The following is a 12,983-nucleotide window of genomic DNA, read 5'->3' on the forward strand; positions in this document are numbered from 1 at the left end:
TCCCCAATCAAGATTGCAGCGTTTCAGCCAAGCGGGACAATCGGCCCCGAACACTTCCGTCGATTACCATGTCACCGGCTTTGATGATGATGCCGGCCATCAGGCTATTATCGACGCTGCAATTCAGCTTCACCTTGCGCCCGAAGCGCTTTTCCAGGGAAGCCTGAATCTTGGCCATTTGTTGCTTGGTCAGTTTGGCGGCGGAAACCACGTCGGCTTCCACTTCCTGGTCCAGCTCCGCCTTCATCAAGACGAATTCCTGCACCACTGCCGGCAACACACTCAAGCGTCCGTTTGCGGCCATCACCTTAATCAGGTTCTGGCCTTGCTCATCGAGCTGTTCGCCACAGACAGCCAAAAACACCCCGGCCATCTTTTCCGCGTTCAGATCGCCGTTGAGAACATCGGCCATGGACTTGTTGCGCGCCACTTCGGCCGCAAAGGTCAGCATGGTCAACCAGTTCTCAACCGCGTTTTTCTCAACGGCAAAATCGAAAGCTGCTTTGGCATAGGGGCGAGCAATGGTTTTCATTTCCATAGCTCTATGTCCCTTACAGTTCAGCTACTACTTTCTCAACAATGTCGCTGTTGGCAGCGGCATCAATCTGACGCTCGAGGATCTTCTCTGCACCCACCAGGGCAAGAGTAGCAACCTGCTTACGCAGTTCCTCTCTGACACGATTGCGTTCGGCGTCAATTTCCGCCTGGGCTTGTGCCAAAATCTTTTCACGCTCGGCCTGGGCCTCACGCGTTGCATCCTCGATGATCTGGGCCTTGCGCTTGTTCGCCAGCTCAACGATTTGAGCGGACTGCAGCTTGGCTTCCTTCAACTGTTCGGTTGCATTGTTTTGCGCCAGGGCCAGGTCTTTCTTGGCCCGCTCGGCTGAGGACAGGCCTTCAGCGATCTCTTTCTGGCGACTTTCGATGGCGGCCATGATGGGCGGCCATACGTACTTCATGCAAAACCAAACGAAGATGATAAACGCGATCGTTTGACCGAGGATTGTTGCGTTCATGTTCATCGCAACGCTCCTTTAAAATGGTTAGCTAACTGATTGAAATACCGAGCCATTAGGCTACGGCGAAGATCAGGTACAGAGCCATACCAACGGTGATCATGGGGATGGCGTCAACCAGACCAACCACGATAAAGAAGTTAGTACGCAGGGCAGGCAGCATGTCCGGCTGGCGCGCGGCACTTTCCATGAACTTGCCACCCAGCATAGAAATACCGATAGAAGCAGCGATAGCAGCCAGACCCAGCATGACGGCGGCAGCGATGTAGATGATTTCCATGTTTTCTTCTCCAGTTGTTAGTGGTTAGAACGACAGCTTGTTAAAGTTTTGTTATCTTTGATTAGTGTTCTTCATAGGCCATCGCCAAATATACGATGGTCAAAATCATGAAGATAAAGGCCTGCAGACTGATAACCAGAATATGGAATATCGCCCAAGGCACATGAAGGGTCCATTGAGACCACCACGGCAGCAGACCGGCGATCAGGATAAACACCAGTTCACCAGCATACATGTTGCCGAATAACCGCAAGCCCAGCGAAATGGGTTTGGCGATCAAGGACACGGTCTCGAGCACAAGGTTAACGGGGATCATGGACCAGTGGTTCAGCGGTTGCATGGTCAGCTCTTTAACAAAGCCGGACACGCCCTTCATCTTGATGCTGTAAAAAATGATCAGGAAGAAGACACCGAATGCCATGGACATGGTGACGTTAACATCAGCGGTAGGAACAACCCTCAGGTAGGGAACGCCAAGCAACTCTGCCCCGTAAGGCAGGTAGTCGACCGGGATAAGGTCCATCAAGTTCATCAGGAAGACCCAGACAAAAATGGTCAGCGCCAGGGGCGCGATCAACGCACTTTTGCCATGGAATACGTCCTTGACGGATTTATCCACGAATTCAACCAGCAGCTCAACGGCGCATTGCCATTTTCCCGGAACTCCGCTGGTTGCACGGGATGCAACCCTGCTGAAGCCCCACAAGAACAGCATTCCCAGGACAACGGAAACAAGCAAAGAATCGATATTTAACGCCCAGAATCCCGAACCGACCTGCAAGTGAGCCAGGTGGTGAGAGATATAACCCTGGGAAGTTAAGACATCTCCTGTTGCAGCCATGTGTTTTCCTAGTAACGGTTGTTGAGAGTGAATGAAAGAATCCACTGCATCAGCAATGCTAGGGCGTAAGCCGTGTACAGGGGGGCGTGAAGCACCTCCATGTACTTGAGCACTATCACGAACAACAGGATAGTACTGCCCAGCTTAATCCCTGCCCCGCTGTAAAAGTCCGCCACAACACTGTGCGGCGTCGCATGGTCGGCGCTATGCACCAGAACCCGTACGCTGAACAGACATTGGGGGACCCAGTAGATTCCGCCCCCAAGGAGGGCGGAACGGGCGGCCGCCTCGCCATACTGATAAAAACACAGCGTGGCGACGGCCACCACCAGGAGCAATTGGCAAAACAGAATCACCAGCGCCACTTGCCTGTCGCTTAGGAGCCACTTCTTCTGCTTCACAACAACTCCTGACACAGTTAGGGGCTTGCTGGCCGCACCGAGGTGTTGTCAGATAAGCCCCAAAAAAGCAGGTCAAATTATACCCGTGAACGGCGCAAATGCAATTGCAGGAAATCCTTATTTTTTGCGGCTTTGCGCGATTTTTCCGACCATTTACAACGGGTTAAACTGATTGAATGTTTACTACACTTCAGAAGTCCGAAACATCATCAAAACCGAAGAATTGACCAATTTTATCCAACTCACTCAATGAGTTGTATGAAATCACCAGTTTACCCTTTTCCTTGTGGGTCGACTTGATTTCTACTTTTGTTCCTAATTTTTCACCAATTCCCTGTTCAAGCTGGCTCATCAGCAAGGATCTGGGCTGCTCGATTTTCTCTTTCTTCGGAGTAATCGTCTGTTTGACCAGTTTTTCGGTCTCTCGCACCGTCAGCCCTTTCTGCGCCACCAGCCGGGCCAGCTCCGTCTGCGGCTCACCATCGAGGGCCAGCAGGGCACGGGCATGGCCCATTTCCAACGAGCCATGCTCCACCAGTTGTTTGACCTCTTCGTTGAGCTGGTTGAGTCGCAACAGGTTGCTGACGGTACTGCGGCTCTTGCCCACGGCCTCCGCCACCGTCTGGTGGGTAAAGCCGAACTCTTCGATCAACCGGCTCAGGGCACGGGCTTCCTCGATCACATTGAGGTCTTCCCGCTGGATATTCTCGATCAGGCCGATGGCCATGGCCTCGCGATCGTCCACCGGCTTGAGCAGGCAGGGCACCTGGCTCAGGCCGGCCAGCCGGGCCGCTCGCCAGCGCCGCTCCCCGGCCAGGATTTCATAGCCTCCCGATTCCAGCGGGCGCACCACAATCGGCTGGATGATCCCTTGCTGGCGGATGGACGTGGCCAGCTCTTCCAGCGCCACCTGGGACATGTCCCGCCGGGGCTGGAATTTTCCGGGGTGCAGTTCGTTCAGGGCCAGGCTCAGCAGCTCACCGTTGGCGCCGGGCCGGGAATGGATCTCGGCCTGGTGCTGGCGCAGGTTGGCCGCAGAACTGGTGCTGAGCAGGGCATCCAGGCCCTTGCCCAGGCCGCGTCGTTTCATGGTCATGCTGTTTGTTCCGAATGTTCCGGGGAGTTCGGCTCCAGTTCGGCCCGGCGCAGGATTTCGCCGGCCAGGGCCAGATAGGCTTTGGCTCCCACCGAAGACTTGTCGTAATACATGGCCGGGGTACCGAAGCTGGGGGCCTCGGCCAGGCGCACATTGCGCGGGATCACGGTGCGATACACCTTGTCGCCGAAATGGGATTTAAGCTGATCGGACACCTCGTTGGACAGCCGGTTGCGATGGTCGAACATGGTCCGCAGGATACCTTCGATCTTGAGCTCGGGGTTGACCACCGCCGCCAGCTTGCTGATGGTATCCACCAGGGCCGTCAGCCCTTCCAGCGCAAAGTACTCGCACTGCATGGGGACCAGCACCGAATCCGCCGCCGACATGGCATTGACGGTCAACAGGTTCAGCGAGGGCGGACAATCGATGAAAATATAATCGTAGTAGTCGCGTACCGGCGCCAGGGCTGTGCGCAGCCGTACTTCCCGGGCAAAAAATTCCATCAGCTTGATTTCGGCGGCGGTGACGTCGCCGTTACCGGCGATCAGGTGATAGCCGCCGCTGGTTTCCCGCTCTACCGCCTGCTCGACGGGCACCTCGTCTACCAGCAGTTCGTAGGCCGTATTGGCCACCTGATACTTGTCGATACCGCTGGCCATGGTGGCATTGCCCTGGGGATCCAGGTCAATCACCAGTACCTTGCGCTTGGTGGCGGCCATGGACGCCGCCAGATTGACACAGGTCGTGGTTTTGCCCACCCCCCCTTTCTGGTTGGCAATGGCGATCACTTTTCCCACCGGAAACCTCTACTGGCTGGCTTGTTGAATGACCACCAGATGGCGGTCCCCTTCCTGCTCGGGCACGGTCAGCGGATAAACCCGGTCCAACGCGAGGTGAGCAGGCAGTGATTGTAACTCCTGCTCGGGGTATTGTCCTTTCAGCGCCAGAAAACGCCCGTCCGGCCCCGGCAGATGCGCACACCAGCTTAGCATGTCGTCCAGGGAAGCAAAGGCCCGGCTGAGTACCCCATCGAACTTTTGCGCCGGGTTGAAGGCTTCCACCCGGCTCTGCACCGCCTCCACGTTGGTCAGGCCGAGATGATGCACCGCCATGCGGATAAAACGGATACGCTTGCCCAGGCTGTCGAGCAGCACGAACTGCTTGTCGGGGTTGACGATGGCCAGCGGCAGGCCGGGCAGGCCCGGGCCGGTGCCCACGTCGATGAAGCGCTTGCCCTCAAGGTAAGGGCTCACTACCAGGCTGTCCATGATATGGCGCACCAGCATGGCATCGGGCTCGCGCACCGAGGTGAGGTTATAGGCCTTGTTCCACTTGTGCAGCAGCGCCACCAGCTCGAGCAGTTGCTCCTGCTGCTCCGGGCTGACTTCCAGACTGGTCTGGGCCAGCAGTTGTTGCAGTTTTTGCCGCATCATGACCCTCACGCCGACTTGCGCAGCAGGCCGCGCTTTTTCAGATGCACCAGCAGGATGGAAATGGCCGCCGGGGTCACCCCGGCAATGCGCGACGCCATTCCCAGGGTTTCGGGCCTGGCCTGGTTGAGCTTGACCACCACCTCGTTGGACAGGCCGGGGACCTCCTTGTAGTCCAGATCCAGCGGCAGCCGGGTGTGCTCGTTGCGCAGCTGCTTTTCGATCTCGTCCTTCTGCCGCTCGATATAACCGGCGTACTTGATCTGGATCTCCACCTGCTCGGCGGCCTGCTCGTGCGCTATGCCCGGGCCTATGCCCTCCACCGCCATCAGGCCGGCGTAGTCCAGTTCGGGCCGGCGCAGCAGCTCTTCCAGGTTGTGCTCCCGGCTGAGCGGGGTTTTCAGTTTTTCGTTCAGGGCCGGCGCCGCCGGGTGTTTGGGGGTGATCCAGCTTGCCCGCAGGCGCTGGGTTTCCTGCTCGATCCGCTCCAGCTTGTCGCTGAACAGGGCCCAGCGGTGATCGTCCACCAGGCCCAGCCGGCGGCCTTCCTCGGTGAGGCGCAGATCGGCGTTGTCCTCCCGCAGCAGCAGCCGGTATTCGGCCCGGCTGGTGAACATGCGGTAGGGCTCACGGGTGCCGAGGGTGGACAGATCGTCCATCATCACGCCCAGATAGGCCTGGTCCCGGCGCGGCGACCAGGCTTCCCGGCCGAAGGCGCGCAGGGCGGCATTGAGGCCCGCCAGCAGGCCCTGGGCACCGGCTTCTTCGTAGCCGGTGGTGCCGTTGATCTGGCCGGCGAAGAACAGGTTGTGCAGGCACTTGTTTTCCATGTTGGTCTTCAGATCCCGGGGATCGAAGTAATCGTACTCGATCGCATAGCCGGGACGGACGATATGGGCCTGCTCGAAGCCCCGGATCGAACGGACGATCGCCAGCTGCACGTCGAAAGGCAGGCTGGTGGAGATGCCGTTGGGGTAGAGTTCTGTGCTGGTCAACCCTTCCGGCTCCACGAAGATCTGATGCGAGTTCTTGTCGGCGAAGCGCATGATCTTGTCTTCGATCGAGGGGCAATAGCGGGGGCCGATCCCCTCGATCACCCCGGCGTACATGGGGCTGCGATCCAGGTTGTTGCGGATCACCTCATGGGTGCGCTCGTTGGTGTGGGTAATGTAACAGGGTACTTGCCGGGGATGATCCGCCCGGCTGCCGATAAAGGAGAACACCGGGGTGGGATCGTCGCCCGGCTGGGGCTGCATCACCGAAAAGTCGACGCTGCGGGCATCGATCCGCGGCGGGGTACCGGTCTTGAGCCGGTCGATCCGCAGCGGCAGTTCACGCAGCCGTTGGGCGAGGGCGATCGAGGGAGGATCACCGGCCCGGCCGCCCTTGTAGTTGTCCAGGCCGATATGGATCAGGCCATTGAGGAAAGTGCCCACGGTCAGCACCACGGTTTTGGCGCGGAACTCGAGCCCGGTCTGGGTCACCACCCCCACCACGGTATCGCCTTCAAGCAGCAGATCGTCACAGGCCTGCTGGAAGATCTTCAGATTGGGCTGGTTCTCCAGCATGGTCCGTACCGCCAGCTTGTACAATTGGCGATCGGCCTGGGCACGGGTTGCCCTGACCGCCGGCCCTTTGGAAGCGTTGAGGGTACGGAACTGGATCCCGGCTCGGTCGGCGGCCTGGGCCATGATCCCGCCCAGGGCATCGATCTCCTTGACCAGATGACCCTTGCCGATGCCGCCGATGGCCGGATTGCAGGACATTTGTCCCAAGGTATCGATGTTATGGGTCAATAACAGGGTGTTTGCCCCCATGCGAGCAGCGGCTGCGGCGGCTTCGGTGCCGGCATGGCCGCCTCCCACTACGATGACGTCAAACCATTCTTCATATTGCATAACAGATACTCTTGAAACGTGCAGGTGTAAGGATCCCGAAGGGCGGACATTTTAGCTGTTTTAACGGATGGATGGAAACCGGATCGAGGGGATCGAAATGATCCTTAATAGATCTTGGATCTCTAGATCGATCTTCTGTTGGATCTATTATTAGTCTCGGCCAGATCTGTGCATAAGCGTTTTTTGATCTTTAAGATCATGCGGTTAGTTAAGATCATTTGATGTGGACAACCGCCCGTGGGCCGGCCGGGGACCGGTGGGTAACCCCTATAGTTATCAACATGTGCCGGCGGGTGATTATTTAATAAATAGGATAACTATAGGTTTAACACCGGTTTCAACGGTAGTTATCAACATGCTCTGTTTTTTATCCGGATCGCCATTGAATGGATCTTGCAACCAGATCTGTTGATAACTTGGTGGAAAGAAATATTCCGGCCCGCGGATCCGGGGGCCGGATGATCCGCGAAGAGGGGGAGGGGGCGAGGATCTAGCGCAGGGATAGCGCCCGATCCAGCCATTGGCCGGCGATCACCTCCGGCAGATCCGGGCGGCTGACATCGATTTCCAGTCGATCGGCGATCCGCCTGGCGCCACAGTCCGTCAGCCGTTGCTCTAGTAAACGAATGGCGTGACAGAAAGTATCATAGCTGGAGTCACCGAGGCCGACGGCCAGAAACGCGAGGCCGGCCAGGTCGGGCTGCTGTTCGAGCAACTGCCGGTAAAAAGCCTGGATATTGTCGGGCAGATCGCCGGCGCCATGGGTGGAACAGACCAACAGCAGATAATGATCGGGTCTGATCAAGATGTGATCAAGCTGGGGAGACGTGTGGATAACCGCCCGATGATGCTGTTGCCTCAGGGTCTCGGCCAGCACCTCGGCCAGATCCTCGGCATTGCCGAGGGTTGAGCCGACCAGCAGGGTAAAATGACTCATAGCATTCCTTGGGGATGAAAAAGCAGTCATTGTAGGCGTCCCTTTCGGTGGCGCAAAGAGCCTTCCCGCTGAAAGCCCCCGGCTCCCGGCCCGGATCAGCCCCCCACCGAAGACAGATGAAACTCCTGCCCTTCAAAACCCAGGATAACCCCCTTGGGCGTGATGTCCCGTACTTGCAGCGGCCCCCATTGTTGTCCTTCACGCAGCATCTGACCGTTGATGTTGGCCATCCGACCGGCCGGCGTCGCCGAATAAATGTGTACCGACAGGGTCAGGGCGGGCAGCCGGGCCCTGATACTGGCAGGCAATTCGCGCAGATCCGGCACGCCCGGATTGAACTCAGGCACGGGGGGCTCCCGGCTTACGGTCGGGGAAGGGACGACCGGGAGGGACGCCGAGAGCGGAACGGGCACCGGCTCGGGCTTGGTAAGGCGGAGGGCGGGGGGATCATCCACCAGGATACGCACCGGAGCTGCGTCGATGATGGCGGGCTCTCTTGGGCCCAGCGAGGAGGGGGGCGCGGGCTCGACGCCGGTTTCCTGCTGCGGGACCGGTGACGAGAACACCGGCCCAGGCGGAGACTGCTGCCATCTTGAGCCGAGTTTACCCAGGCCATAGCCGGCGAGCAGGGCTGCAACCAGCCCCGTTAGCAGCCACCACAGCCAGCGGCGGTAAAAAGGGGGAGAGCTGCTTGGTTCGGGGAACACAGGCTGCAGAGCCATGCCTGCCGTCGGCAGGCGGCGGCGGCGTTGTCGTTCCGATTGTTTTAGCGCATCAAGGATATACGACACTGGTGTTCTCCTGTTGGCCACTGAGCCTGGGCAGGCCGTCGAGCAGGCTGGCACTGAGATAAATGCCGGTTTGCGGACCAAAGATGCCATCGGCGGTCAGCCCCTTGCTGCGTTGAAATGCCCTGATATCACCGGCCAATACGTCGTCGTAGCGTTGATGCTGCCGACGCGGCGCCCGCCCTTGCCAGGAGGCCAGATGTTGCTCAAGCCAGGCCACGGCTTCACCGCGGCTGCCCGGATAAAGCGGGGCCTGGTACAGGGGCGGGGGCTGCCAGAGCAAGACGTAGCTGCCGGGCCAACTGGCCGCCAGCTCGGCCAGGGCAATTTTCCTGGCCTGGCCGCCGATCATGACGTCCGCCCGCTCGCCATCGATGCGGGTCAGGGTGGCGTAGACGGCTCCCTTGTCGGGATGCTCCAGGCGAAAGACCGCCGGGTGGTTCTGCTGTTGCAAGGTTGCCAGGTCTCCGTCCTGAAAGGCGCAGTCCAGCTGGTGCAGGCGGGCGAAGCGACACACCACCGGATGCTCATTCGGGTTGTAATCCAGCCTCCAGAGGGAAAACAGGTGCTGGTAGGCCATGACCTGGCTGATATCGGTATCCAGGGCGGCGGGCCATTGCCAGAATTCCAGTTCTTGTTTTGCGGGCAGAGCGCGCTCCGGCTCGACAGCAGGAAGAGCCGCCATCACCTTGTCGACCGGCAAGGTCGCCGGCTCCGTCTCTTTCATCGGAGAGAGGGGCGAACTGTCCGGATCCTCGTCGGTCGAGGATGCCTGCGACAGCAGGGGAACATCGGCACTCGGCAGCTGCTGTTGCACATCCTGCAGCCACACGGCGGCCAGCAGTACCGCCAGGCATGCGGCCAGGGCCCATGTCCGCCAATACGGACCGGCACCGGGGCGGCCCAACACCTCGGTGGCGGCCCGGTTCATGGTCTTCCGATCCACCCTGGGCAGCCGTTGCACATAGGCGCCGAGCAGGGCCCGGTCACAGATCACGTTGATCAGCCTGGGGACGCCGCCGGTCAGACGGTAAAGCCGGCGCAGGCTGTTGGGATGGAACAGTGAGGCCTCTACGCCCGCCACCGACAGGCGATGGGCGATGTAGGACTGCATCTCGGCGAAGGTCAGCGGAATCAGATGATAACGGGCGGTGATTCGTTGGGACAGCTGGCGCAGCTCCGGCTGCGTCAGCTTCTCGGCCAGTTCCGGCTGACCCAGCAGGATAATCTGCAGCAGTTTGTGGGTATTGGTCTCCAGGTTGGTCAGCAGCCGGATCTGTTCCAGCACCTCGGTCGACAGATTCTGGGCCTCGTCGATAATCAGTACCGCCCGGCGGCCCTGGGCATGGGTATCGAGCAGGTGGTGGTTGATGGCGTCGGTCAGTTGTTTGAGATTGGCCTGTTCCGGCACCGTTATGTCCAACTCCTGACAGATGGCGGCCAGCAGTTCCAGGGCGGTGCACTTGGGGTTGAGGATAAAGGCCAAATCGGTGTGCTCCGGCACTTGCTCCAGCAGGCAGCGACATACCGTGGTTTTACCGGTGCCGACCTCGCCGGTGAGCAGTACAAAACCGCCGTGGCTGCTGAGGCCATATTGCAGGTGGGCCAAGGCTTCCCGGTGCTGCTGGCTGAGATAGAGGTAACGGGGATCCGGGGCAATGGAAAAAGGCAGATCGCTCAGGCCGAAATAGTTGCCGTACATGATGACCATCCTTGGGGGCATGTACTTCTTAATATATAAGCCGAATGCCCCTTCCGGCCAGCCGGCAACAGGGCTTTTTCAGGGTATTCAAACCGGCTGTACTAAACGGGGGTCATCTGTGCCAGGACGGGCCACGGCGCCATGACAACGGAATCAATGGCGTGGAACGGGCCCGGTGATGGTTTGCTGAGCGCCTGGGTGATTGACGATCAGTGCCTGCATGTACACCGGTAGCCCGCATGGGGGGATTTTTCGGAAATCGACCTACCGGCGATCGGCCACCTGCTCGATAGCAAGCCGCAGGCGCCGGTGGATACCCAGCTTGGCGTAGATGTGCTGCAAATGTGACTTGACTGTCAGGTCGCTGATCCCGAGTTGCTTGGCGATTTCCTTGTTGGTCATGCCGCGGGCCACCCACCGTAGGATCTCCTGTTCCCGATCGGTGAGCGCTGCTTGCGCATCGGCAACCGGCGGCTTTGATTGCTGTTTCGTTCTGAGCAACAGTTCGCTGAGCAGTTGTGCCAATAGCCGGCGCGGCGCCCAGAGTTCACCCTGGTGGAGGGCGTGGATGGCTTTGATCAGGTGCTTCGCTGCAAACGCCCGCGACATGCAACCCGGGGCCCCCTGTTCCAGCGCCAGCACGACAAACTCAACATCGGTCGGGTCGGCAAAAACCAGGATCCTCGTTCCGGGGTTGATCTCTGCAATCATGGGCAGGGTGTCCATGCCGCCATGAAGAAGGGCATCCAGCAGCAGGATATCCGGCCGCAGTACTTCCACCAGATGCAAGGCATGGTCGGAGTCCCTGGCTTCGCCGACGACCTGCATGTCTTCCTGTCCGTTCAGGGCATCGAGCAACGCTTCCCGCAGGTGGAAGTCATGGTTGGCTACAAGAATCCGGATTCTGGTCATGTTGCGCTTTGCAGGAAATTATTTAATGGTCGGTGTAACACAATAGTGATGCCGTCCCGGAAACCTGGGTTGTGCAATCGCATGTTCCACCGCAGTCAAACCTTCCTCATCCCTGAAAAACGCCTTCACTTCATTTGTTACGTCCATGTCAACTCTCCTGAGTTAAGGAGTCTCTTATATGGGCACCACAGGCTTTCATACCAGCAACACCTTATACCTGCCTGCGAGGCAATTGCTTGTGCAACAGCACTTTCCCCGGCTGGTTGCTCGCAGCTAGCTGCAACAGGTTCTTTGCCAAATCCAGTCCGATCACGCACATCTTGTTTATGGGCACCATCTTCTCTACCGAGGGGCTGGATAATACCTTCAACTATGGCACCTTGAGGCCGCTTTGGAGGGGGCGGTGTCCATTTCATCTGAGAAATGCCCTGATTTTGCGATAATTGGCACATGCTGACCATCCGGTGCCACCCATGACGCAGTTGACCCTGGCCGAAGCCGGCAGGGTGGCGGAGCGCGACCCGCAGGCTTTCTCCCCCACGGCGGCCGGCTCCTATGCGATTCCTGTCGGTCGGGCCAGTGCTTTGCCTTCGGCTTCCCTCAGACTCCACCTCGCGGAACCGGTCATGGCGGCCCATATAAGAAGAGGGGCTCCGCTCGCGGAGCCCCTACTGTCAGGACGGACTCATCCTGAGGTTCTCATGGCCGGCTACTGCTTGAAGTTGCCGGAGTTGTCGATCGGACAGGCATTCTCCTCCCCGATGCGGCTCGGATCAAAGTGGAAGCCGGGGAGCTGGTCGGTGAGGAAGGCGCCCGTGGCATTGAAGGCGTTCAGCCCGTAGGGGCCGCTGGCCGCGCCGAAGGTGTTGGCGTTCGGCGTGGTCAACACCTGGATCAAGGTCGGGTTGGCCGCCGAGGCGGTGTCGTAGAAGTCCGGGACGACGGTGTCGTTAAAGAGGTCGGTCTTGGCGTGCCCGGTCAGAGCCCAGGCGGCATCGGCTGCATTCCTCCAAAAGCCGGGCGAGCACCAGGCGCCTTCTTCGCCCTCGAAGGGCTGGCAGCCGTGGCTGACCACAAGCTGGACATTGCCCCGGACAGTCCCTTGGTATTTGGCGGTGACAGGCAGTCCGACCAGAGCGTTGTAGTTGTAGTACTGGCTCGCATACTTAAAGGTACCGCCGACCTGGATCATGTCGACACTGCCACCAGGCAGGTTAAGTTTCGCCGAGGTGGCGCCGTTCGCGGTCAGCACCCAGAGGAGGTATGGCTGTCCTTCCTGGTATGGCTGCCCGGGTCCGTTCCAGTCGGCGAACTGGCCGGTGCCGCCGTCGTCGGCGTCGTCCTGCCCCGTCAGACCGCAGCGTTCGTTTTTCAGGTTGGCGGTGGTGTCGTCAAAGGTGAAGCCCTGGCCGGTATAGGTGACTATGGTGCCGGCGAGCGCCGGGGTCGTGGCCACGACGGCGGCCAGGGCGAGCAGGGCACAAAGCCCAATGAGCCTGCCGAGGAGGCGGGTGATCCGGGCGTGGTGCGTGGCCGGGGTTTTCGCACCCCTGGCCACCGCGTCTTCCACAATCGTCGCCCCTTCCTCGTCCTTCTCTAGGGCTTCGACTTTCGCAAATAATGCATCCATGACTCTGTCCTCACAACTTAGGAGCTATGCCGTTGCCCTGAATCGGTGT

General features: G+C 59.3%; 14 protein-coding genes. All 14 read right to left on the reverse strand.

The genetic code is table 11. The features are described from left to right. Window positions 1-7: 7 nt before the first annotated feature. The 14 genes from atpH to JKV55_RS18625 all read right to left on the reverse strand — a co-directional run bounded on the left by atpH (window position 8) and on the right by JKV55_RS18625 (window position 12,934). On the reverse strand, window positions 8-538 hold the full coding sequence (atpH, locus tag JKV55_RS18560; protein WP_202088505.1) for a F0F1 ATP synthase subunit delta: 531 nt from the start codon (window positions 536-538) through the stop codon (window positions 8-10). Between the two features lie 13 nt (window positions 539-551). Then, window positions 552-1,022, reverse strand: a complete 471-nt coding sequence (gene atpF / locus JKV55_RS18565; protein ID WP_202088506.1) for a F0F1 ATP synthase subunit B — start codon at window positions 1,020-1,022, stop codon at window positions 552-554. 49 nt (window positions 1,023-1,071) lie between these two features. Next, on the reverse strand, window positions 1,072-1,296 hold the full coding sequence (gene atpE, locus JKV55_RS18570) for a F0F1 ATP synthase subunit C (protein ID WP_094038960.1): 225 nt from the start codon (window positions 1,294-1,296) through the stop codon (window positions 1,072-1,074). A gap of 61 nt (window positions 1,297-1,357) precedes the next feature. Continuing rightward, entirely contained in the window at window positions 1,358-2,137 is a 780-nt protein-coding gene (atpB, locus tag JKV55_RS18575) for a F0F1 ATP synthase subunit A (protein ID WP_202088507.1), read from the reverse strand. Between the two features lie 8 nt (window positions 2,138-2,145). After that, window positions 2,146-2,538 (reverse strand): ATP synthase subunit I, encoded by a 393-nt coding sequence (locus JKV55_RS18580; RefSeq protein WP_202088509.1) that lies wholly within the window; start codon window positions 2,536-2,538, stop codon window positions 2,146-2,148. 190 nt (window positions 2,539-2,728) lie between these two features. After that, window positions 2,729-3,634, reverse strand: coding sequence for a ParB/RepB/Spo0J family partition protein (locus JKV55_RS18585; RefSeq protein ID WP_202088510.1), 906 nt, complete (start codon window positions 3,632-3,634; stop codon window positions 2,729-2,731). Continuing rightward, the gene (locus tag JKV55_RS18590) at window positions 3,631-4,434 is read right to left on the reverse strand and encodes a ParA family protein (RefSeq protein ID WP_202088512.1); all 804 of its coding nucleotides are present in this window, start codon (window positions 4,432-4,434) and stop codon (window positions 3,631-3,633) included. Before JKV55_RS18590 ends, JKV55_RS18585 begins: the two co-directional genes overlap by 4 nt. A 9-nt stretch (window positions 4,435-4,443) precedes the next feature. Next, window positions 4,444-5,067, reverse strand: a complete 624-nt coding sequence (gene rsmG / locus JKV55_RS18595) for a 16S rRNA (guanine(527)-N(7))-methyltransferase RsmG (protein ID WP_202088643.1) — start codon at window positions 5,065-5,067, stop codon at window positions 4,444-4,446. Between the two features lie 8 nt (window positions 5,068-5,075). Next, on the reverse strand, window positions 5,076-6,965 hold the full coding sequence (mnmG, locus tag JKV55_RS18600) for a tRNA uridine-5-carboxymethylaminomethyl(34) synthesis enzyme MnmG (protein WP_202088513.1): 1,890 nt from the start codon (window positions 6,963-6,965) through the stop codon (window positions 5,076-5,078). A gap of 490 nt (window positions 6,966-7,455) precedes the next feature. After that, window positions 7,456-7,902: an FMN-binding protein MioC gene (mioC, locus tag JKV55_RS18605; RefSeq protein WP_202088514.1), complete on the reverse strand. Its 447-nt coding sequence runs from the start codon at window positions 7,900-7,902 to the stop codon at window positions 7,456-7,458. A 95-nt stretch (window positions 7,903-7,997) separates the two neighbouring features. Then, window positions 7,998-8,249 carry a general secretion pathway protein GspB gene (locus tag JKV55_RS20260; RefSeq protein WP_369409665.1) on the reverse strand — a complete coding sequence of 84 codons (252 nt, stop codon included), beginning with the start codon at window positions 8,247-8,249 and terminating at the stop codon, window positions 7,998-8,000. Between the two features lie 427 nt (window positions 8,250-8,676). Further along, the gene (locus JKV55_RS18615) at window positions 8,677-10,392 is read right to left on the reverse strand and encodes an ExeA family protein (protein ID WP_202088518.1); all 1,716 of its coding nucleotides are present in this window, start codon (window positions 10,390-10,392) and stop codon (window positions 8,677-8,679) included. Window positions 10,393-10,656: 264 nt separating this feature from the next. Then, window positions 10,657-11,304: a LuxR C-terminal-related transcriptional regulator gene (locus JKV55_RS18620; RefSeq protein ID WP_202088520.1), complete on the reverse strand. Its 648-nt coding sequence runs from the start codon at window positions 11,302-11,304 to the stop codon at window positions 10,657-10,659. A gap of 709 nt (window positions 11,305-12,013) precedes the next feature. Continuing rightward, entirely contained in the window at window positions 12,014-12,934 is a 921-nt protein-coding gene (locus tag JKV55_RS18625; RefSeq protein ID WP_202088522.1) for a hypothetical protein, read from the reverse strand. Window positions 12,935-12,983 lie beyond the last annotated feature (49 nt).

The organism is Zobellella iuensis (assembly GCF_016746085.1).
Taxonomy (GTDB): Bacteria; Pseudomonadota; Gammaproteobacteria; order Enterobacterales; family Aeromonadaceae; genus Oceanimonas; species Oceanimonas iuensis.

Bases quoted from the DNA above. Each gene is read 5' to 3' on its own strand.
- JKV55_RS18625 (WP_202088522.1), bottom strand. From the start codon at position 12,934: ATGGATGCATTATTTGCGAAAGTCGAAGCCCTAGAGAAGGACGAGGAA.
- mioC (WP_202088514.1), bottom strand. From the start codon at position 7,902: ATGAGTCATTTTACCCTGCTGGTCGGCTCAACCCTCGGCAATGCCGAG.
- JKV55_RS18620 (WP_202088520.1), bottom strand. From the start codon at position 11,304: ATGACCAGAATCCGGATTCTTGTAGCCAACCATGACTTCCACCTGCGG.
- rsmG (WP_202088643.1), bottom strand. From the start codon at position 5,067: ATGCGGCAAAAACTGCAACAACTGCTGGCCCAGACCAGTCTGGAAGTC.
- atpF (WP_202088506.1), bottom strand. From the start codon at position 1,022: ATGAACATGAACGCAACAATCCTCGGTCAAACGATCGCGTTTATCATC.
- atpH (WP_202088505.1), bottom strand. From the start codon at position 538: ATGGAAATGAAAACCATTGCTCGCCCCTATGCCAAAGCAGCTTTCGAT.
- atpE (WP_094038960.1), bottom strand. From the start codon at position 1,296: ATGGAAATCATCTACATCGCTGCCGCCGTCATGCTGGGTCTGGCTGCT.
- mnmG (WP_202088513.1), bottom strand. From the start codon at position 6,965: ATGCAATATGAAGAATGGTTTGACGTCATCGTAGTGGGAGGCGGCCAT.
- JKV55_RS18615 (WP_202088518.1), bottom strand. From the start codon at position 10,392: ATGTACGGCAACTATTTCGGCCTGAGCGATCTGCCTTTTTCCATTGCC.
- atpB (WP_202088507.1), bottom strand. From the start codon at position 2,137: ATGGCTGCAACAGGAGATGTCTTAACTTCCCAGGGTTATATCTCTCAC.
- JKV55_RS18585 (WP_202088510.1), bottom strand. From the start codon at position 3,634: ATGACCATGAAACGACGCGGCCTGGGCAAGGGCCTGGATGCCCTGCTC.